Annotated in this window: 19 protein-coding genes; 12 read left to right on the plus strand and 7 right to left on the minus strand. The window is 42.6% G+C overall.

Translation table 11 applies throughout. The features are described 5' to 3' along the window. The first annotated feature begins 7 nt into the window (after positions 1-7). Positions 8-964 carry an acetylxylan esterase gene (locus BAE31_RS13760; RefSeq protein ID WP_076840697.1) on the plus strand — a complete coding sequence of 319 codons (957 nt, stop codon included), beginning with the start codon at positions 8-10 and terminating at the stop codon, positions 962-964. Positions 965-999: 35 nt separating this feature from the next. On the opposite strand, the gene BAE31_RS13765 is transcribed toward BAE31_RS13760, so the two are convergent. Next, positions 1,000-1,314 carry a hypothetical protein gene (locus BAE31_RS13765; RefSeq protein WP_041106627.1) on the minus strand — a complete coding sequence of 105 codons (315 nt, stop codon included), beginning with the start codon at positions 1,312-1,314 and terminating at the stop codon, positions 1,000-1,002. 92 nt (positions 1,315-1,406) lie between these two features. Between BAE31_RS13765 and BAE31_RS13770 the strand changes: the two genes are divergently transcribed. From BAE31_RS13770 to BAE31_RS13790, 5 genes are all read left to right on the plus strand, one after another. Next, positions 1,407-2,177 carry a nucleotidyltransferase domain-containing protein gene (locus BAE31_RS13770; protein WP_076840806.1) on the plus strand — a complete coding sequence of 257 codons (771 nt, stop codon included), beginning with the start codon at positions 1,407-1,409 and terminating at the stop codon, positions 2,175-2,177. 161 nt (positions 2,178-2,338) lie between these two features. Beyond that, positions 2,339-3,256 (plus strand): proline dehydrogenase family protein, encoded by a 918-nt coding sequence (locus BAE31_RS13775; protein ID WP_076840698.1) that lies wholly within the window; start codon positions 2,339-2,341, stop codon positions 3,254-3,256. Between the two features lie 23 nt (positions 3,257-3,279). Continuing rightward, positions 3,280-4,827 (plus strand): L-glutamate gamma-semialdehyde dehydrogenase, encoded by a 1,548-nt coding sequence (pruA, locus tag BAE31_RS13780; protein ID WP_024424316.1) that lies wholly within the window; start codon positions 3,280-3,282, stop codon positions 4,825-4,827. Between the two features lie 126 nt (positions 4,828-4,953). Next, positions 4,954-6,186, plus strand: a complete 1,233-nt coding sequence (locus BAE31_RS13785) for a PucR family transcriptional regulator (protein WP_041106624.1) — start codon at positions 4,954-4,956, stop codon at positions 6,184-6,186. Positions 6,187-6,319: 133 nt separating this feature from the next. Further along, positions 6,320-7,618: an arsenic transporter gene (locus BAE31_RS13790; RefSeq protein ID WP_076840699.1), complete on the plus strand. Its 1,299-nt coding sequence runs from the start codon at positions 6,320-6,322 to the stop codon at positions 7,616-7,618. Positions 7,619-7,775: 157 nt separating this feature from the next. Here BAE31_RS13790 and BAE31_RS13795 read toward each other — a convergent pair whose 3' ends face one another. Further along, positions 7,776-8,453: an amino acid ABC transporter permease gene (locus BAE31_RS13795; protein ID WP_034283291.1), complete on the minus strand. Its 678-nt coding sequence runs from the start codon at positions 8,451-8,453 to the stop codon at positions 7,776-7,778. A gap of 12 nt (positions 8,454-8,465) precedes the next feature. Beyond that, positions 8,466-9,338 carry a transporter substrate-binding domain-containing protein gene (locus tag BAE31_RS13800; RefSeq protein ID WP_024424312.1) on the minus strand — a complete coding sequence of 291 codons (873 nt, stop codon included), beginning with the start codon at positions 9,336-9,338 and terminating at the stop codon, positions 8,466-8,468. Positions 9,339-9,519: 181 nt separating this feature from the next. Between BAE31_RS13800 and BAE31_RS13805 the strand changes: the two genes are divergently transcribed. Further along, positions 9,520-9,849 carry a YckD family protein gene (locus BAE31_RS13805; protein ID WP_024424311.1) on the plus strand — a complete coding sequence of 110 codons (330 nt, stop codon included), beginning with the start codon at positions 9,520-9,522 and terminating at the stop codon, positions 9,847-9,849. 44 nt (positions 9,850-9,893) lie between these two features. Here BAE31_RS13805 and BAE31_RS13810 read toward each other — a convergent pair whose 3' ends face one another. Beyond that, positions 9,894-10,658 (minus strand): MBL fold metallo-hydrolase, encoded by a 765-nt coding sequence (locus BAE31_RS13810; protein WP_076840700.1) that lies wholly within the window; start codon positions 10,656-10,658, stop codon positions 9,894-9,896. Between the two features lie 115 nt (positions 10,659-10,773). Here BAE31_RS13810 and BAE31_RS13815 point away from each other — a divergent pair, with 115 nt between their 5' ends. Both BAE31_RS13815 and BAE31_RS13820 read left to right on the plus strand, forming a co-directional pair. Then, positions 10,774-11,190, plus strand: coding sequence for an Lrp/AsnC family transcriptional regulator (locus BAE31_RS13815; RefSeq protein WP_025092811.1), 417 nt, complete (start codon positions 10,774-10,776; stop codon positions 11,188-11,190). A 28-nt stretch (positions 11,191-11,218) separates the two neighbouring features. Continuing rightward, a complete protein-coding gene (locus BAE31_RS13820) occupies positions 11,219-12,025 on the plus strand; it encodes an AAC(3) family N-acetyltransferase (RefSeq protein ID WP_076840701.1) in 807 nt (268 codons plus the stop codon). A 1-nt stretch (position 12,026) separates the two neighbouring features. Here BAE31_RS13820 and BAE31_RS13825 read toward each other — a convergent pair whose 3' ends face one another. From BAE31_RS13825 to BAE31_RS13835, 3 genes are all read right to left on the minus strand, one after another. Continuing rightward, the gene (locus tag BAE31_RS13825) at positions 12,027-12,413 is read right to left on the minus strand and encodes a competence protein ComJ (RefSeq protein WP_041106618.1); all 387 of its coding nucleotides are present in this window, start codon (positions 12,411-12,413) and stop codon (positions 12,027-12,029) included. A gap of 119 nt (positions 12,414-12,532) precedes the next feature. After that, positions 12,533-14,230, minus strand: a complete 1,698-nt coding sequence (locus BAE31_RS13830; RefSeq protein WP_076840702.1) for a methyl-accepting chemotaxis protein — start codon at positions 14,228-14,230, stop codon at positions 12,533-12,535. A 128-nt stretch (positions 14,231-14,358) separates the two neighbouring features. Then, entirely contained in the window at positions 14,359-14,787 is a 429-nt protein-coding gene (locus BAE31_RS13835; protein WP_076840703.1) for a NucA/NucB deoxyribonuclease domain-containing protein, read from the minus strand. Positions 14,788-15,154: 367 nt separating this feature from the next. On the opposite strand from BAE31_RS13835, the gene BAE31_RS13845 reads away from it, so the two are divergent. From BAE31_RS13845 to BAE31_RS13855, 3 genes are read left to right on the plus strand one after another with little or no spacing between them, the layout of a single operon-like run. Continuing rightward, positions 15,155-17,224 carry a hydantoinase/oxoprolinase family protein gene (locus BAE31_RS13845; protein ID WP_076840705.1) on the plus strand — a complete coding sequence of 690 codons (2,070 nt, stop codon included), beginning with the start codon at positions 15,155-15,157 and terminating at the stop codon, positions 17,222-17,224. Beyond that, positions 17,214-19,202: a hydantoinase B/oxoprolinase family protein gene (locus BAE31_RS13850; protein ID WP_076840706.1), complete on the plus strand. Its 1,989-nt coding sequence runs from the start codon at positions 17,214-17,216 to the stop codon at positions 19,200-19,202. The genes BAE31_RS13845 and BAE31_RS13850 overlap by 11 nt, the downstream gene beginning before the upstream one ends. After that, positions 19,199-20,284, plus strand: coding sequence for an ABC transporter substrate-binding protein (locus BAE31_RS13855; protein WP_076840707.1), 1,086 nt, complete (start codon positions 19,199-19,201; stop codon positions 20,282-20,284). The genes BAE31_RS13850 and BAE31_RS13855 overlap by 4 nt, the downstream gene beginning before the upstream one ends. Positions 20,285-20,289: the final 5 nt, after the last annotated feature.

Genomic DNA, 20,289 nt, shown 5'->3' on the forward strand with positions numbered 1-20,289 from the left:
CTCGGATATGCAATTGTTCGATTTACCACTTGAAGAATTAAAAAAATATAAACCAAAGAAAACAGCACGTTCTGATTTCTCAGATTTTTGGAAGAAATCACTCGAAGAACTGCGCCAAGTGGAGGCAGAGTCATCACTTGAACCTTATGACTATCCAGTGAAAGGCGTCAAGGTGTACCGCCTGACATATCAAAGCTTTGGACATTCTAAAATTGAAGGCTTTTATGCTGTACCTGATCAAACTGGCCCGCATCCAGCGCTCGTTCGTTTTCATGGCTATAATGCCAGCTATGACGGCGGCATTCACGACATCGTCAACTGGGCGCTCCACGGCTATGCAACATTTGGTATGCTCGTACGCGGTCAAGGCGGCAGTGAAGATCAGACAGTGACACCAGGCGGTCACGCTTTGGGGTGGATGACAAAAGGCATTTTATCAAAGGAGACTTACTATTATCGCGGTGTTTATTTAGATGCGGTTCGTGCACTCGAAGTCATTCAGTCCTTCCCTGAAGTGGATAAACACCGGATCGGCGTAATTGGTGGAAGCCAGGGAGGCGCATTAGCGGTAGCAGCTGCAGCACTTTCAGATATTCCGAAGGTCGTCGTGGCAGATTACCCTTACTTATCAAACTTTGAGCGTGCAGTGGATGTGGCATTGGAGCAGCCTTATTTAGAAATCAATTCGTACTTTCGGAGAAATAGTGACCCGGAAGTGGAAGAAAAGGCATTTGAGACATTAAGCTATTTTGACTTAATCAATTTAGCTGGATGGGTGAAACAGCCAACATTGATGGCGATCGGTCTAATTGACAAAATTACCCCACCATCTACTGTATTTGCGGCTTACAACCATTTAGAAGCAGATAAAGACCTGAAGGTATATCGCTATTTTGGACACGAGTTTATCCCGGCTTTTCAAACAGAGAAGCTCTCCTTCTTACAAAAGCATTTACTCAAATAAAAGAACAAAGAGGCCGCTCTAGGAGGGCCTCTTTTTTAATAACTCGTATTTTGTCTCGTTTTTTCATCAGGTACTAACGCGGTGATAATAAGGGCAAGAGCTGTGATGATGTGAAGGATGAATCCGAGTATCGGAATCCAGGCGAGGCAGGATGTGATAATCCCAATGATGCTGCCAATCATTGGTCCTTGGTCTCGCTTCGATAAGACGAGTGTGATAATATGCAGAATAAGCATGACCATGAGCGGTGTATAGCCATTACTAATAATAAATAGTCCTCCGATGACAGGGATGGCAAGACAGGCTTCAAAAATCCCGGTGATCCATTTCATGATGCGAGATATAGACATGAGATCCAACTCCTTTTTCATATATGTCTTATTCGTATTTTACCAAAACGTGAAGAAGTCATGCAGATTTCTATAGAAAGAGTTGATGGATGATGAGAGAGAGAATCAAGGAAGAGCTGAAAATCATCGAAGAAACGTATGACGTAAAAATTTGTCTTGCGGTCGAATCAGGCAGCAGAGCATGGGGATTCCCCTCGACTGATAGTGATTACGATGTTCGCTTTTTATATGTTCCTCGAAAAGAATGGTATTGGGCGATGGAAGAACATCGTGATGTCATTGAACGGCCGATTGATGATGTGCTTGATATCAGCGGCTGGGAGCTTAGAAAGGCACTTCGCTTATTCAATAAATCGAATCCGTCCATCATGGAATGGCTGTCTTCTGACATCATCTATGCTGAATCCTTTTCTTTGGCAAAGCAGCTAAGAGAATTAAAGGATCGAGCGTTTTATCCTGCAGCATTGATGTATCATTACCTCAATATGGCGAAGCGGAATGAAAGCCGGCATTTACGAGGAGAGCAGGTGCGAATCAAGAAGTATTTTTATGTACTTCGTCCGCTGCTTGCCTGTCAGTGGATTGAACGCTACCGGACGGTTCCGCCGATGGACTTTCATGAACTACTCGAGGAACTAGTAGAGGAAGGTCCGCTTTTAGCGGAAATCCATGAGCTGCTCAAACGTAAAATGGACGGCGAAGAAATGGATGTAGAGAACCGCCTCGCTTATGTCCATCCATTTATCGACAAAGAGATTGCGCGATTTGATGAATTGGTGAAAAGCTACAATCAGCCGAAAGACAATCTGATGCAAGAATTAAATGAGCTGCTGCAGTCTACCCTTGATGAGGTGTGGGCGTAAGCAGGGAAGAGCCAGCCGGATCGCGGCAGGCTCTTTTTTATCTCTTATTGTGATAAAACCACAAAAAAAGTCAGAATTTTTGTCATCTTCAAATATTGTAGGGGACAGCTTATGAGCTTTACAATAAAGACATAGCTTACAAAGAGTGGGAGGTGCCCTTTATGGAGTCGGTCACAAGAAATTTCTTCTTGTTTTTGTCAAAGAGCAGTCTCTTGAACCATATTGCTCGTAATTGGGGAAGTGCTGTTGCATCTAAGAAAATCATCGGAGGGAAGGATTTTGAGAGTGCCATCCCTGTCATCAAACGATTAAATGAACAAGGAATGTCCGTGACAGTTGATCACCTTGGTGAGTTTGTCACAAAGGCAGAGATTGCAAATGAGCGGACGACTGAGTGTATTCAAACCATTCAGCGGATTGCAGAGGCGGGACTCAATTCCCACGTGTCACTCAAAATGACATCACTTGGCCTGGATATTGACGATGACCTTGTGTATCGCAATATGAAACGTATTTTAGATACGGCAGAGAAGCACCGTATCATGGTGACAATCGATATGGAGGATGAACAGCGCTGTCAAAAAACGCTGGACATTTTTAAAGAGATGAAATCTCAATATGAGTATGTCAGTACGGTCTTGCAGGCGTATTTGTACAGAACAGAAAAGGATCTTGATGACCTAAATGAGCTGCAGCCATTTTTAAGACTTGTAAAGGGTGCCTATAAGGAATCCGCCGAAGTGGCGTATCCAAACAAAAAAGACGTCGATCAGAATTATCAAAAGCTGATCGAGAAGCAATTGCTCTCAGGGAACTATACAGCCATTGCGACACATGACGATCGAATGATTGAGTTTACGAAAAATATTGTGAAAAAACACAATATACAGACAAGTCAGTTCGAATTTCAAATGCTGTACGGCATGAGATCAGAAACGCAGCAGGCACTTGTGAAAGAAGGCTATCAAATGAGGGTCTATACTCCGTATGGACGAGAGTGGTATGGCTACTACATGAGACGTCTTGCAGAACGGCCGGCAAACATTGCCTTTGCTCTAAAAGGGATGACGAGAAAATAATTTGAAACGGGAGCGTGACAAAAATGACAACACCTTACAAGCATGAACCATTCACGGATTTTAGCCAGGAAGAAAACCGCAAAGCGTTTGAACAAGCATTAGCTAAAGTAACAGAATCACTTGGTCAAACCTATCCGCTCGTGATTAATGGAGAAAGAATCGAAACGAAAGACAAGATTGTTTCGATCAATCCAGCGAAAAAGGATGAAGTGGTTGGAACCGTATCGAAGGCCGGCAAGGAAGAGGCAGAACAAGCGGTTCAAGCAGCAGCGAAAGCATTCGAAACATGGCGCTACACGTCTCCAGAAGAAAGAGCTGGCGTATTATTCAGAGCTGCGGCAAGCATTCGCCGTAAAAAGCATGAGTATTCAGCCCTTCTTGTCAAAGAAGCAGGTAAGCCTTGGAATGAAGCGGATGCAGATACAGCAGAAGCGATTGACTTCCTAGAATATTATGCCCGTCAAATGCTGGAGCTGGCGAAAGGCAAACCAGTGAACAGCCGCGAAGGCGAACGCAATCAATATGTTTACACACCAACTGGCGTGACGCTCGTGATTCCGCCGTGGAACTTCTTGTTTGCGATCATGGCAGGAACAACAGTAGCCCCAATCGTCACTGGGAATACAGTTGTTTTAAAACCAGCAAGTGCGACGCCTGTCATTGCAGCCCGTTTTGTGGAAGAGCTTGAGCAAGCCGGTCTTCCAAAGGGTGTTGTCAACTTTGTACCAGGAAGCGGAGCAGAGGTCGGGGATTACTTAGTAGATCATCCAAAAACAAGCCTGATTACATTCACTGGATCAAGAGAAGTAGGAACACGTATCTTTGAACGCGCGGCAAAAGTGCAGCCAGGCCAGCAGCATTTAAAACGTGTCATTGCTGAAATGGGCGGTAAGGATACAGTGGTTGTTGATGAGGATGCAGATGTTGAATTAGCGGCTAATGCCATTTTCACATCAGCCTTCGGATTTTCAGGTCAGAAATGTTCAGCTGGATCTCGGGCTGTCGTCCACGAGAAGCTGTATGACCAAGTGGTTGAGCGAGTGAAGGAAATCACAGAAACGAAAACAACAGCCAATCCACTTTCTGCGGATGTTTACATGGGACCTGTCATTGATCAAGCGTCCTTTGACAAGATCACGGATTATATCGAGGTTGGCAAACAGGAAGGCCGCTTAGTCACTGGCGGAACGAGTGATGATTCGGAAGGATACTTTATTCACCCGACCATTTTTGCAGATCTTGAGCCAACTTCCCGTTTAATGCAAGAAGAAATCTTTGGACCAGTCTTGGCTTTCTCGAAAGTCTCTAGCTTTGATGAGGCACTTGAGGTAGCCAACAACACAGAATATGGTTTAACAGGTGCTGTCATTACGAATAATCGTGATCACATCAACCGTGCGAAGCAGGAGTTCCATGTGGGGAACCTTTACTTTAACCGTAACTGCACAGGTGCCATCGTTGGTTACCACCCATTCGGCGGCTTCAAAATGTCAGGAACGGATTCAAAAGCAGGCGGTCCAGATTACCTAGCTCTGCACATGCAGGCAAAAACGATTAGTGAAATGTTTTAATATGGAAAAAGCATGAACCTGCACTGACGGGTTCATGCTTTTTTTGCCTGCCTGCGACTTGTTTCTATACAAATCTGACTGGAAAGAAGTATGATAAATGTATCACTTAATCAGGGAGCAATCGGGATGGAAGAGATATTAGAAAAGCTTCATACATTTTTTGATGTCGATAAATTAATTGCATTTATTAGCGGATATTTAAAAAAACCAGTCATTTTAGAAAGCACAGAGTGTCAGCTCCTTGCTTATAATTCTTACAGCATTCAGCAGTTTGACCCAGTCAATCAGCAAACGATTTTCTCAAAGGAATGTCCGGGGTCTGTGGTCGATTGGTTAAAGAAAACAGGGGTAATTGAGCGGCTTTTCGCGGAATCAAAGCCTTTTTATGTGAGCGGTCATGACGAGCTCGGATTTAATCGGCGGGTGGCTGTGAGCGCCAAGCATAAACAAGAGGTAGTAGGCTTTATTTGGGTGCAGGACATTGAGGACTCCCTCTCTCAGGAGGAGCTGCAATTTTTACACGAAGCTTCCTTTCAGGTTGGAAAAGTGATTTATAAGAATAAGAAACAGCTTGAGAAAAAGGAAGGCAAGATTGAAGAGTTTTTCAAAAAGGTCATGGATGATCATTTTTATACAGAAGAAGAGCTGAAATGGGAGGCTGAGAACTTAAGCATTCCACTGCCAGCCGTATTTACCGTTATGGTCGTGCACGCTGCCGATAACAAAAGTGAGACGGCAGAAGATGTGAAGGATGTCATTCGAACGTATTTGCAGCTAGAGGATAAAGTGAATCACGTCTATTCGGTTCAAGCAGATATTGTCGTTATATTAGGCAGCCTGTCAGACCGGCACTCACCGAAAGCGACTGCCGCTGATGTCATCGCACATCTGCAATCGAAAACGCATGCACATCCTTCCCCTTTGTATATTGGGATGGGAAGAGAGTATCGTGATGTCATGAAAATGAGTACAAGTCGATTTGAAGCGATAGAGGTCGTCAAGGCAGTAAAAATTGTCGGAGGACAAGAACTGATTCCATATGATTATGAGAATTTAGGGGTCTTCCGGTTTTTAGACTCTATTTACAGCCATCAAAAAAAGAAAAACGACTTCAATCCAGATTTGTTACGCTTGAAGGAAAAAGACCGCGAGAGTCAAACCTCGTTTTTAAAAACGCTGGAAGTCTACTTATTGAATAACTGCAAGCTAAAGCCAGCTGCGGAGCAGTTGTTTATTCATCAAAATACATTAAACTATCGAATGAAACAAATTTTTGACATGACCTCGATCGACTTAAGTCATTTTAGCCAGCGATGTGAGTTATTTATTGAATTGATGCTGATGAAAAAAGATCAATAATACATGATGGAATCCGCAGGTGCATAGGATCACCTGCGGATTTTCATGTGACATGCGAAAATGGCATACAACGGGTGCATTTCGTTGTATGATAGATAAAGATTTTATGAGAAAAGTGAAAGGGGGGCCACCTTTGGGATCAGTCACCTTAGCCATTTTGATTTTCATCATGACCCTCGTCCTTGTCATTTGGCAGCCAGGACGTGTCACCATAGGATGGTCAGCATGTGGAGGCGCCATTCTTGCACTTGCCTTTGGCGTCGTTCATCTGGGCGATGTGTGGGAAGTCACGCAAATTGTATGGAACGCCACCTTTGCCTTTATTGGCATTATTATCATTTCGTTAATTTTAGATGAGATCGGTTTTTTTGAATGGGCTGCACTGCATATGGCAAAAGCCGCAAGAGGCAACGGTGTCCGCATGTTTATTTATTTAACATTGCTAGGCGCTGTTGTGGCTGCTTTTTTTGCCAACGATGGAGCGGCACTGATCTTGACCCCAATCGTTTTATCTGTGGTGAGAGCGTTGAAGCTGGATGAGCGCATGGTGCTGCCTTTTGTGATGGCAAGCGGCTTTATTGCAGACACAACCTCCTTGCCATTTGTCATTAGTAACCTGGTCAATATCGTATCAGCCGACTATTTTCATATTGGTTTTCTAGAATATACAGCGAATATGTTCGTGCCAAACCTTGTGTCGCTTGGAGCGAGCATACTGGTTCTTTATGTATTTTACCGAAAGCTTATCCCCAAAACCTACGATCTGTCACAGGCAAAGGAACCGGCGTCAGCTATTCGAGATATCCGTATGTTCCGTTTGTCTTGGTATGTGCTCGGCTGTCTCCTTGTTGGTTATTTTGCGGGGGAGCTGATCGGTATTCCAGTGTCCATCATCGTAGGCGGGATTGCCCTTGCTTTCTTGTGGCTGGCGAGAAGAAGTCCGCAAGTGGCGACAAAGCGAGTGATCAAAGAAGCGCCTTGGTCCATTGTGTTTTTCTCGATCGGTATGTATGTCGTCGTATATGGACTGAAAAATGTCGGTCTTACAGAAATATTGGCGGCATGGATCCAGCAAGGGGCTTCACATGGCTTGCTTGCAGGAACGATGTTTATGGGCGTGCTTGCCGCAGTGCTGTCCTCTGTGATGAACAATCTGCCGACCGTTTTAATTGATGCGATTGCCATTGGACATACAGATACAGCAGGTGTCATGAGAGACGGATTGATTTATGCCAATGTCATCGGCTCCAACCTTGGACCGAAAATGACCCCAATCGGCTCATTGGCGACATTGCTGTGGCTTCATGTCTTAAAGAAAAAAGGCGTCCATATCTCTTGGGGGGCGTACATGAAAGCCGGAATCATCCTGACCATCCCAACCTTGATTCTCACTTTACTCGGGTTGTATGTGTGGTTATGGCTTATTCATTAATTATCGTGTAGACAAACCCTCGCATTCGCCCTCAGGTCTGCGCTCCGGTTCTCACGAATGTCAAATTCGCTCCGCTCCGGTACTCGCCCTTTAGGGCTGCAAAGGTTTTCTATCACGCTGAAAAAGAGCAGATCCATGAGATCTGCTCTTTTTTTTGCTACAGATATTTCGCATAGCGTTTTTCTAAAAAGTCCTGAAGCAATGAGACGACACTGCAAATGCCCCAGTAAATGAGTGCGACCAAAATATACATGGTCATATAATCAAATTCTCGTCCGCCTACAATTTTTGCTTGCTGGAAGAGCTCTGGTACAGTAATCATTGCTGCCAGTGAGGAAGCTTTGATTAAATCGAGCATGACATTGGTCAATGGCGGCAGGGCGATGCGGACGGATTGAGGCAAAATGACACCACGCATCGTTTGCCAATAGCTGAGACCTAATGATTTAGCGGCTTCCACCTGTCCGCTTGGAACAGAGGAGAGGGCCGCCCGGTTAATTTCTGCAATATAGGCAGCACTATTAAAGCTGAACCCAATAATGGCGGCAGTGACCGCTGTGAACTCAATGCCGATATAGGGGAATCCAAAATAGAGAATAAACAAAATCACTAGAATGGGCACGCCTCGCATGAATGAGATATACAGCCGTGCAGGCAGCCGAAGAATCCACGAATTCGCCATCCTGGCAAGAGCGATAAAAAAGCCAAGAATGGTACCAAAAAACATGCTCACAAAGGAAATGAGCAGCGTCAGCCAGATGCCTTTCATAACAAATGGAAATGACGCCTTTGCCAGTGCAGGATTAAATATATATTCTAAATGAATATCTCCCACGATTGCGGCTCCTTATTTGGAAATGTCGACATCTTCGACATCAGCATCAATTTTCTTAGAGACGTCTGCATGATTAAAGAATTTCTCAGAAATCTTTTTCATTGTTCCGTCTTTTTTCATGTCGCCTAATACACGATTCAATTCTTTTTGAAGTTCTTTGTTGTCCTTCTTCATAACAAAACCTTGTTCATTCGGCATGTACTTCAAGTCAGGGTGAATCGTAATATTTAATTTAGGAAATGCAGCAAGAGCCAGTGTCTGCAAGTAATAATCATTTAGAATGACATCTGTACGGCCGTTTGCAACATCCTTTAAGTATTGCTCGTTTGTCGCATTATCATAAATGACTTCCTTTGCACCGTACTTACGAGCAACATCCATATAAATCGTTGTGGCAGCCCCTGCTGCTTTCTTTCCTTTTAAATCTTTTAAAGTTTTAATGCCAGATAAATCATCTTTCCGAACGATAGCCGTTCCGTAGGAATATTTATAAGGGGTTGAAAAGGCAAACTTGTCTTTTCTGTCATCTGTGATGTCGATATCATTTGCAGCGGCATCCACTTGACCAGAATTAATGGCGCTCAGCATCCCATCATAGCCCATTTCTTTAAATTCTACTTTCACATCAAGACGTTTAAACGCTTCTTTGACGACTTCTACTTCATAGCCAGTTAATTGATCCTTACCATTAGAAGTATCATGATAAGAAGTTGGATAAAGGGTGCCTGAAGTTGCAACCACGATTTTCCCTTTCTTTTTAATCTGATCCCACTTTGTGTCTTCAGATTGAGATGAGCCTGATTGGCTGCAAGCAGACATGATAAGAATGAAAGCAGATACAACAAGCATGATCCATATAGGTTTTTTATGATAAAAACGACTCATTTAAGAATCCTCCTCTATTTTTTATACAAAACAAAACATAGCACGCTTTTTCTGTAAGGACAACGTTTTCAGAAGAAAAGTGAAAAAGTAAGAATATTATAAGCAATTTGCGTGTTGAAATAATGTATAAAAAAGGAAAGTGAGCGCAAAATAAAGGCGAATAAAGGAGGGAACAACAATGATGAAAAAAATAAGTAGTTTGATCATCTTGTCGATGATGCTGTTATTTGGTTTTCATATAGAAACGGCTCATGGAGAAACACCTCAAATGGAAAAGCGCCCGGTGACACACCAAGTGAAATTAACAGCAGAACAACAAAAACAAATTGAAATCCTTGAACAGCAAATTCTTTCTAAGCGAAAAGAAGTCATTGAGAAATATGTACAGTACGGCGTGTTAACAAAGGAACAAGGCACACACATCACGAAACGAATGGATGAGCATTACACTCATTTGAAAAAGAACGGATTTGTTCCATTGCTGAAAAAACCACAGCACCATCGCCCATGATAATGATGAAACCGGCAGCGAAGTGCCGGTTTTTTTATTGTTGATCAGAAGGTGAGACTTTCCCCATCTTGAGGGACAAAAATGGATTGATCTGCATGATGCTCTTGAATGTAAGCCTCTAAAGCAGCTCTTGTTAACAAGCAATGATTCACTGCTTCAAGATGACAGACGACAATTTGAGCTTTTGGCTGAGAACGGTGAATGTCTAGAATCTCTTCCTTGGTCATTGTAATTGGATCGCCTTCTAAAAATTGAGCAGCCCCGCTATTGACCACAATGACGTCTGGCTTGCTTGTATTCACAACCTCTTTCGGTTCATCACACCAAATGGTATCACCTGCAATATAAAGGGTAGGTTCATCAGGGTGAGAGAAAACAAAACCGCTCACCTGGCCCATCCGCTTCGCCGTTTCTCCCGTCCCATGCTGTCCGCCTGTACGTTTAATATAAACGCCGCAAATGTCCATTTCATCTTCAATACATGTGACATGCTGAAATCCAGCTTCTTCAACTTCTTTTCGATCCTTCTCCGATTGAGTATAAATTGGTTGATCCTGAGCTAATTTCCTTTTGGCCGCGTCGTCAAAGTGGTCCACATGTAAATGAGAGAGTACGACAGCATCTGGGTGTAACAGACTGTCTAAATCTATATTTACAGGAAGATCCACAATAGGATTGTTCAAATGTTGATTGGCTGTATGAGGGAACGGTGGATATGTTCCTTTTGCTGCTAAAAAGGGATCGATTAAAAAAGTTGAATGACCATAGTGAAGGTATAAAGTAGCATTGCGAATGAGTGTAATTTTCATAAAAAGGCCTCCTTTTTTTCTGATTAAGTTTACAGTATATTAAAAGAGTTCTACGTGACAGAGGATCATGAAAGTCTTTTGGCAGAAGGGCTTGATTTTTGAAAGAGGTGAGCCAATGCTAGACCAAACAGATATGAATATTTTAAAAGAACTATCAAAGAACAGCCGATTAACGATGAAAGCTCTAGGTGAAAAAGTTCATTTAACCGGCCAAGCTGTTGCAAATCGGGTGTTAAAGCTAGAAGAAGAAGGCGTGATTGAAGCATATACCATTTCAATTGATTGGCAGACACAAAAGACGATTCAAACCTTTTTGCAGCTGTATACCCGTAGTCATCATCATGAACCACTTCTGTCGTTTCTTTATAAAAAGGAAGAAATCAAGAATTTGTTCAAAATAAGTGGTGAAGGCTGTTATATGGCTGAAGGACATTTCTCCAGTCATGATGAACTTGATCAATTTTTAACGGAGTTGACAAATTACGCAAATTACAAACTGTCTATTGCGGTTAAACGTCTCATTCATCAGTAATAGAAGAGACGCAGGAGGAAAAGGAACGATGCAAAAATTAATCGAAAATCAAGCTGAACCGATGACAAAGGAAAGAATCAAAGCAGACTTGGTTCAACTTGGTGTGAAAAAGGGCATGATTTTATGTGTTCATTCATCTTTATCATCAATCGGCTGGGTAAACGGAGGCGCTGTAGCCGTCGTACAAGCATTGATGGAAACCTTAACTGAAGAGGGGACACTGATTATGCCGGCACAAACGTTAGAGCTTTCTGATCCTGCCGATTGGATCGATCCGCCTGTTCCTTATTCATGGTGGAAATCGATTAAAGAAACAATGCCCGCATTTGACCCAGCTTACACGACGCCAGCAGCAATGGGAAAGGTGGCGGAAACATTTTGGAAATACCCAGGCGTGGCGAGAAGCAATCATCCCCATTTTTCATTCACAGCCTGGGGGAAAAGAAAACATGAAATTCTGAAACACCATGCACTTTCCTTTGGATTAGGAGAGCAGTCGCCTCTTGGCCGCATGTATGATCTTCATGCTCAAGTGCTGCTGCTTGGTGCATCATTTGAGAGCATGACAGCTTTTCATCTAGCTGAATACCGAATCCCTCAGCAGGACCTCATGACAAGAGGAGCCCCTATTTTAGAGAATGGGTGGAGGGTATGGAAAGAGTACCAAGATATCATCACAAGAGAAGAACTATTTGAACACATTGGCCGTGATTTTCTGAAATCAGGGGGTATCCATCAGCACAATCAAATTGGACTTGCCAGTTCATATTTACTGCCCATGAGAGAATCGGTAGACTATGCGGAAAAGTGGCTTGATCTATACGATCAGTCGTAATCTACACTGTTTGGAAATTTACATAATAAACGTCTTGATCAGGCTGCTGTGAGGTGTAGCAGGTAAGCTGATAGTTTCCTTTTGGAATGGAGAAAGACAGCACATGGGCCATGACGCTTGTGATATAAACTTGATCACTTGTAAGCGTAAAGGGAACTGTTATGGCTCTATCAACCGAGACTTGGGGCTCATCGCTATTTAATGTCACAATAATAGACGCCTTTCCATTATTGATTCCTTCAAAGGAAACTCCTTGATCTCCCGTTGCAAATCCTTGAAGAATGTCCTCATCTGTCCAATCAATGACAGGTGGTGTTTCGCTTCCAGTGTATACCGTGATTTGGTGGTAGGAGATAGATAGAGAATAGGCTTGATTTAAATGATTCATATAAAAAACTCCTTTATTTATGGATTTTCGTTGGAACGTGAATGGTTAAAGAGTGATTCTTGAGGAGAAAGTTAGGCAGCAAGACGATTGTCGCCGTCTTGCGCTATTTGGTGTGGGATCTAGATGTGAAATTGCGAGACCATTGCTTTTAAATCTCCTGCTAAATGGGCAAGCGCTTCTGATGAAGCTGTTACTTCTTCCATTGCAGCAAATTGTTCTTCTGTTAAACCGGCTACTTGCTGTGAATGTTCACTCGTTCGTTTCACGCCTTCTGTAATAGACGCAAAAGACTGTTTCGCATCGTTTGTATAAGCTGCGATTTTTTGTGTTGCACTTGATAAATGCTTAATGCCATTCGCCATTTCTCTCATCGACTGCTGGATATCATGAAATGATTCCTCTGTATGAGAGATAAGTACAGCCCCTTGAGCCGCTTCCTCTCTTACTCGTTTGATAGCATTCGTCGAATGAGTCATCTCTTTTTGTATTTCAGAAATGAGATGGGAAATCATGTTTGATGATGCTTGAGATTCTTCTGCGAGCTTTCTCACTTCGTCTGCGACAACAGCAAATCCTTTTCCATGCTCACCTGCCCGTGCTGCTTCAATTGCTGCATTAAGAGCAAGCAGGTTTGTCTGGCTGGCGATATCTGTAATGACTTTGGAAATATGATCAATTTCAGCTGAACGTGTTTCCAATGCTTGAATCGCTGTACCATTTTCTTCAATTGATTTGGCAATAGACGTCATTTGTGAATGAACTTCACCGATATTGTGTACACCTTTTTGGGCCACTTCTTGTGCGGAGTGACTTCTTGAAGCCATTTGTCCTGCATTTTCAGTGATGTTTGCCAGCTCGTTTGATACTTGAATCATTTTGTGCTCACTAGCTGTCATTTGAGCGGACTGTTCTTCTGAAGATTGTGCCACTTCTTGAATCGTGTAGGTGATTTTTTCTGATGCTGCACTCGTTTCTTCTGCGCTAGCTGACAGCTGCTCAGAGGATGTGGCCACTAATTCAGACGTGTTCATGACATTTAGAATGGTTTGATTTAGTTTTTCACGCATCTTATTGAAATGGCCAGCAAGATCAGACAATTCATCACCAGCAGTATCCGTCACATTGATGGTTAAATCACCTTCGCCTGCACTCTTAATGGCAGAAGCCATATGCTTGAGACGTGCCTGAATCCGCTTAGTGAAAATAGAAATAATGATGACCGAAACGATCAGACTTAACAAAAGGACGATGACAAATTGTATATAGAACGACTGAAGCATTTGTGAAATCATGCCTTGATTGGCGCCAGTATAAAAAATACCAATTGTTTCGCCTGCTTCATTTTTGATCGGCATATAAGCCGTTTGATAGTCTTTCCCGGCAACATTTGCTGTGCCGTAATAGTTTTCTCCTTTATCTAAAACAGTGGTCTTCACTTCAGGAGAGACTTCTGTACCTACAGCTCGTTTCCCGTTTAACATGACATTCGTAGCAACGCGGGTATTTCCTTGAAAAATCGTGATGGTATCACCGGTATATTCGGCTAATTGGTCAACCAATGTGTCATGATCATTCATTTGCGTATTTCCTTTGAATAGCTTGTCCTCTTTAATCTGCCACGAGCCTTCTACTTTTTCATTCAGGTAGGCGTAGCCTAGTTTTAAATCACCTTTTGCTTTTTCAGTTGCCATTTGCTTGATGTTTTCTGTCATCTCGCGATTCACCACATAACCAACAACTGCGGAAAAGATGATGAGGACACTTAAAAAGATCAGCAAAATTTTGGCGCCAAGCCTCAGTTTTCCCTTTTTCTTCATGCTTTTTAACTCCTTTAGGTATAAGGTAGGATATCCCTCCTTAAGGATTATCGGCATGAAAAAAGTGTTTAAAATACCTGCATGCAGTCATGTGAAAATTTTTTTAATATAGAAAAGGGGAAAGGCTGCTAATCGATGATAAATTGAATTCTTGTGCCGTCAGGATCATCCGATAATTGATGACTTACCCACGAGCCTGCGCCTCTATTATCAGAAGGGCGTACATATTTGACAGAAGCTCCTGTGCCTCCTTCTTTGCACATTGCCATTGGCCATTCGTCACGATCATACCCGCGCTTTGTTGGAACGCCATGTAATGATCGATCCCTCTGCTCATCACTATGTTTACGGTCAATTGTACAAATGGATGAATGACCTTCATCAATGGCTTCTTCTATGTGCTTGGCTGTTTCGGGATAGCGGTCTGATGGAAAATGAATCGTTTTGTCATAAGATGAATTCGCTGTCTCTTGTTTCCCTTGCTCCAGCTGGATATAGCCTGTTGCTACACCAATAATAATCAATAAAAGCAAGAGAATCATTTTAAGAAGTTTCATAGGTGCTGGCTCTCTTTCTTGTTTGCGTATTTTGTAAACAGAAGTATAGCAGAATTACTTACCAATTTCTCCTGGTCTTGAAAAAACGCCTTTTAAAATTCAAAAAAAAGATTTTACTTGATTTCTTGTTTTTCATTTTTGTAGAAATTCATAAAAATTTTAATTTTGTAGATCATAAAACGATTATGCTCATCCAAAATGGCTTTATCACTGCTTTTTGAGCTAATTTCAAGAATTTAACACACAGAAATTTCAAAAAAATAAAATTGACTAGACCGATCTGCTTTAATAATATGGAGTCAAATATCAAAAAATGTCGTAATTTATCAAAATATGATTCTAATTACATTGTAGGAGGGAAGTACAAATGGCGGATGTCTCATACCGGCTCGGAATAGACATAGGCGGAACATTTACTGATTTATCGTTGATAAATGAAGCAACAGGGGAGCTGACTGAACTCAAGACACCCACAGTGACTGATGACCCACCCCAAGGTATTATCAATGGGTTAAATCTTCTAAAAAAAAGAGGTGTTGATTTATCCAACATCCAATACCTCGTTCACGGAATGACAATCGGTCTTAATACATTATTGCAGCGAAAAGGAGCAGATTTAGCCCTTTTTGTGACAGAAGGATTTCAAGATATATTGTCACTTCAACGTTTACGACTACCCATTCCTTATGACTTCAATTCTCGTTTGCCAGAACCATTGATACCTCGGAAGCATGTATATCCAATCTCTGAAAGGTTGATACACGATGGTACGATCAAAAACCCTCTCCATCTGCAGCAGTTAGATGATGCAGTCCAGCATGTTATATCTAAAAATCTAGCAGGTATCGTCATTTCTTTTTTACATAGTTATCAAAACCCAGTTCATGAATTACAGGCAAAAGCCTATATCAATCATCATTATCCACAGTTAGAAGTCCTTACCTCATCTGAATTATGGCCTCAAATGAGGGAATACGAGCGTACAGTGATGTCTGTTGTTAATTTGTACATTCAACCAAAGGTGAAACAGTATTTACAAACACTGAAAAGTCGTTTGAAGGAAGAAGGTGTACCAATTTCTCCATACATTACACAATCAAATGGTGGTTTAATGGATGCAGAAAGTGCGGCAACCTCGCCTGTTAAGACTCTCTTTTCTGGTCCGGCAGCTGGTGTCATCGGTGCGGCGAGAATTGCAGCATCAGCTAGTGAACCCAACCTGATCACTTTTGATGTTGGGGGGACGAGTGCAGATATCTCGATTATTCAAAATGGACAGTCTACAATGGCGCAATCGAATCAGCTTTCAGGCTTCCCAATTATTCTTCCATCTGTTGCGATGTATTCAATAGGAGCAGGGGGAGGTTCGGTAGCATGGATTGATCAGGGCGGACTTCTAAAAGCGGGGCCAGAATCAGTTGGCTCAAATCCGGGACCAGCTTCGTATGGAAAGGGAGAAAAAGCAGCTTTAACTGATGCGTTTCTCATATGCGGTTATCTCAATCAAGAACGTTTTGCCGGAGGACATTTACAATTACAGTTGTCTGCGGCGAAAAAGGCCTTTCAGCCAATTGCTGATCAGCTCAACAAAACGGTTGAAGAGGCGGCTGACCAGCTCATTCAAGTAGCCGTAGCCAATATGTACACAGAATTAAGTAATGTGATGGAGCAGCAAGGATTTGACCCTAGAGATTTTAGTTTGCTAGCGTTTGGCGGAGCAGGACCGGTTGTGGCGAATTTTCTTGCGAGAGAAATTCATGCGAAAAATGTGGTTGTTCCTCCGAGTCCGGGTACATTATGTGCATTAGGTGCTCTGACCGCTGATTTTATTCATGATGCGGTGCTGTCGAAGAAAATATGCTTACAAGACTATTCGATCAACCAACTAAAACAAGATTATGAGAAGCTGTCGCGAAAAGCGACTGATTGGGTCAGCCAGCAGGACATTCAGCATATCAATCAGACATCTATTCTATTATTAGCAGACGCACGTTATCAAGGACAGGCATTTGAGATTGAATTGCCATTATCGATTGATTGGCTAAAGCAAGAACAAGACATCCACCAACTCATTGAAGCCTTTCACAAATTGCATCAGCGTCAATATGGTCATAGGGATGATCAGGCAAACATCGAGTTTACTCATTTACGCGTTCGAGTCATAGGCGAGACTCCTCCGCTGCCTTTTTCACCTGTTCATGAAAACAGCGGACATTCTGTGAAATCATATGAATATAGACGAATCTTTATAGAGGAAAAAGAATACGAAGCATCGGTTTATAACCGGGATACTCTGTCAGTAGGTTCTATTGTAAATGGGCCAGCCGTTATTGAGCAGGATGATACAACAACATTAATTTTGCCAAACTGGGCAGGCAGCATTGATCCATCAGGTAACTTAGTGATTTCAAAGGAGGCGGCTTTACATGAGAACTGATCCAGCAAAGCTTGAGATGATGCGCAGTTATTTTAATGCGATTGCATCAGGCATGGGACATGTCATTGAACGAACGTCATTTACGACCTTCGTCAAAGAATCTGCTGACTTTGCGACAGCATTAGCCACGCCTTCTGGAGATTTCTTTGTTTATCCGAAGACAGTGGGTGTGACGATCTTTTTAGGGCTGAGTCTAAAAAAAGCGATTGAAGAAAGCGGGCCGATGCAGCCAGGAGACATTATCATCACTAATGATCCTTATACGACAGATGGTTTGGCGACTCACCTGCCAGATGTCCATATCATTAAGCCGATTTTTGTAGATAGTGAAATCGTAAGCTATGCTTGGTCTTTTGTTCATGTCAGTGATGTGGGTGGACTTGTGCCTTCGAGTATTTCACCGACAGCAACGGATGTTCATCAAGAAGGATTAAGAATTCCGCCAGTAAAAATTTATGAAGGCGGGAAAGAGAATCAGGTCGTACGTACCTTTTTAAGAGCTAACAGCCGCGCTAGTCATCTAAATGATGGTGATATCAATGCGATGATTGCTGCAGTTAATACAGCAGATATTCGGTTAAAAGAAATGATTGAGAAATTCGGAAAAAACGAAGTGAAACAAGGAATGATAGACTTGCTGAAGCAAGCCGAGGATCGTGCTGGAAAGGTCATTGAAGCTATACCGGATGGAACGAGTGAATTTGCTGATTATTTAGATGATGATATGATCTCAGACGTCCCTATTCGGTTGAAAATCAAGCTAACGATCAAAGGGAAACGGCTGACGCTCGATTTTTCTGAGTGTGACCCGCAAGTAAAAACAGCCTTTAACCTTGTTACCAATGGTCAGAAGCATTCCTTTCTTTATCAAGGATTGATTAATTACATCATTAGTAAGGATCCTTTTATACCGATTAATGGTGGAATAACGTATCCAATTGACGTGATCTCTCCTAAAGGAACGCTGGTGCATCCAGAATACCCGGCTTCTGTCGGGATTCGTCATTCGATTACGATGAGGCTGTACAATGTTGTGCTAGGCGCCATTGGTAAGCTGTTACCTGAAGCAGTGCCGGCAGCAGGTGCAGGTCAATCTGCCATTGTGGTTCTCTCTGTACCTGATGATCAAACGGGTGGCAGGAAAATGTCCGTTGTCGAACCATTAGGCGGAGGCGGCGGTGCTCAAAATGGTACTGATGGAGTGGACGGTATTGATCATTCGTCAGGCTTTTTGAAGAATACCCCAATTGAGAGTTTGGAACAGCATATTGATATTCATGTTCACCGATATGAACTTCTGCCGAATACAGGTGGAGCTGGTGAAAATCGAGGCGGACATGCGATTGGTTTGGAATTTGAAATGATGAAGCCTGAATCGATGGTGACAGCACGAGGAATGGAACGGATGAAGTTTCAGCCTTGGGGATTAATGGGCGGCCGAGCAGGATCGGTTGGTGAGGTCAAGCTGATCACAGCTAATGGTGAGAAACAAGACCAGCCCAAAATAGATGTTCTGCGACTTGAAAAAGGCGATATCGTTCAATTGATTTCACCAAGTGGAGGCGGCTGGGGGAATCCATTTGACAGAAAGAAAGAAAAAGTCCTTCAGGAAGTGGAAGCAGGTCTATTAAGTGAAGAAAGAGCGCTGCAGCAATATGGTGTGAAAGTATATTTAGACCAAAATGAATGGAAGATTGATGAGGAGCAGACGAGCAGGGTGCGAGAAAAGGTTGATGTTTCTGCATCTACTGACGTGTGGGATTTCGGAGAACAAAGAGCAGCTTATGAGAAAGTATGGACGGACGAAGCCAGCAGTGAGCTGGCCGTTCAGCTTCGTTCCTATCCGGCTAATGAACGTACGCACTATAAACATGCAGTTCATCAACATTTCAGTCATAGAAATGAGCCGTTAACAAAGGAAGATATTACTCAAGCACTTCGTCAAATGAATGGACAAAAAGGGGGAAATAAATCATGAAAAGAAGATTAATTGCTATTTTTGCAGGCATCCTACCAATCGTTGTACTGCTGGCCGCTTGTGGGGGAAATGGAAAGGATCAAGGCAAACAGCAGCAGACGGTGATTGTTGGCGTATATGGAGGCGATTGGGAAAAGAATATCAAACCAGTCCTTGAAAAGTTTGAAAAAGATACAGGAATTAAAGTGCAAACCGTCTCTGGGGCGGATTCTGAATGGTTTACAAAATTAAAAGCGTCAAATGGGAAAAATCCACCATATGACTTACTAATCTTACAGCCTGATACGATTCAAAGAGGTATCGCAGCAAACGTTCTTGCGCCTATCGATGAAGCTCAAGCGCCGAACGTCAAAAAACTTTACCGTTCTGTCCAAAAGAAGCTTACTGTGAATGGAAAACAATATGCAGCAGGCTTTAGTATGGGGCAGCTTGGAATTGCTTATAGAAAAGACCTCGTCAAGCAGGAACCAAACAGCTGGACTGACCTATGGAGCAGTCAGCTGAAAGGGAAGGTAGCCATTTCATCTCCGACTTATTCAGCCGGTTTGCAATTTTTTTCTGCACTTGTTCATGCGCAAGGGGGGACAGAATCAAATCCTAAGGATATTGATAAAGCATTTAAAAGTCTCGCGCAATTAAAAGGTCATGTAGCTGCTTTTCCAGATAATCCAGGATCGATTCAAACTTTGTTAGAACGTGGGGATGTCGCGGCTGTTCCATATTGGGACGGGCGAGTATTTGCACTTGAAGAAGAAGGAATGGATATTGGTTTCTCATATCCGAAAGAAGGCGCTGTTGCAGCTGTTGCGAGCTGGGCTTTAACGAAGGGAAATCAGCACGAAGAAGCGGCATACAAACTATTAAACTACTTGAGCGGAAAAGAAGCTCAGGAAGCTTTTTCGGAAAAATCTTATTATGGCATGTCGAATTCTGATGTGAAATACAATGACAAGATTAAGGGGAAAGTGAAAGTTGGAGAAAATTATTACAGCAAGCTGACTTGGGTAGATTATGAAACAGCGACCTCTGAGCTTGGCAATTGGACAAATCGATGGAACGAAGTATTAGGCGGAGGAAAATAGGTGAT

The sequence above is a fragment of the Bacillus sp. I-2 genome (assembly GCF_001974945.1).
GTDB classification, from domain to species: domain Bacteria; phylum Bacillota; class Bacilli; order Bacillales; family Bacillaceae; genus Bacillus; species Bacillus safensis.

Excerpts from the sequence above, each read along its gene's own strand:
- BAE31_RS13760 (WP_076840697.1), top strand. The coding sequence starts at position 8 with ATGCAATTGTTCGATTTACCACTTGAAGAATTAAAAAAATATAAACCA.
- BAE31_RS13765 (WP_041106627.1), bottom strand. The coding sequence starts at position 1,314 with ATGTCTATATCTCGCATCATGAAATGGATCACCGGGATTTTTGAAGCC.
- BAE31_RS13770 (WP_076840806.1), top strand. The coding sequence starts at position 1,407 with ATGAGAGAGAGAATCAAGGAAGAGCTGAAAATCATCGAAGAAACGTAT.
- BAE31_RS13775 (WP_076840698.1), top strand. The coding sequence starts at position 2,339 with ATGGAGTCGGTCACAAGAAATTTCTTCTTGTTTTTGTCAAAGAGCAGT.
- pruA (WP_024424316.1), top strand. The coding sequence starts at position 3,280 with ATGACAACACCTTACAAGCATGAACCATTCACGGATTTTAGCCAGGAA.
- BAE31_RS13785 (WP_041106624.1), top strand. The coding sequence starts at position 4,954 with ATGGAAGAGATATTAGAAAAGCTTCATACATTTTTTGATGTCGATAAA.
- BAE31_RS13800 (WP_024424312.1), bottom strand. The coding sequence starts at position 9,338 with ATGAGTCGTTTTTATCATAAAAAACCTATATGGATCATGCTTGTTGTA.
- BAE31_RS13805 (WP_024424311.1), top strand. The coding sequence starts at position 9,520 with ATGAAAAAAATAAGTAGTTTGATCATCTTGTCGATGATGCTGTTATTT.
- BAE31_RS13810 (WP_076840700.1), bottom strand. The coding sequence starts at position 10,658 with ATGAAAATTACACTCATTCGCAATGCTACTTTATACCTTCACTATGGT.
- BAE31_RS13815 (WP_025092811.1), top strand. The coding sequence starts at position 10,774 with ATGCTAGACCAAACAGATATGAATATTTTAAAAGAACTATCAAAGAAC.
- BAE31_RS13820 (WP_076840701.1), top strand. The coding sequence starts at position 11,219 with ATGCAAAAATTAATCGAAAATCAAGCTGAACCGATGACAAAGGAAAGA.
- BAE31_RS13825 (WP_041106618.1), bottom strand. The coding sequence starts at position 12,413 with ATGAATCATTTAAATCAAGCCTATTCTCTATCTATCTCCTACCACCAA.
- BAE31_RS13830 (WP_076840702.1), bottom strand. The coding sequence starts at position 14,230 with ATGAAGAAAAAGGGAAAACTGAGGCTTGGCGCCAAAATTTTGCTGATC.
- BAE31_RS13835 (WP_076840703.1), bottom strand. The coding sequence starts at position 14,787 with ATGAAACTTCTTAAAATGATTCTCTTGCTTTTATTGATTATTATTGGT.
- BAE31_RS13845 (WP_076840705.1), top strand. The coding sequence starts at position 15,155 with ATGGCGGATGTCTCATACCGGCTCGGAATAGACATAGGCGGAACATTT.
- BAE31_RS13850 (WP_076840706.1), top strand. The coding sequence starts at position 17,214 with ATGAGAACTGATCCAGCAAAGCTTGAGATGATGCGCAGTTATTTTAAT.
- BAE31_RS13855 (WP_076840707.1), top strand. The coding sequence starts at position 19,199 with ATGAAAAGAAGATTAATTGCTATTTTTGCAGGCATCCTACCAATCGTT.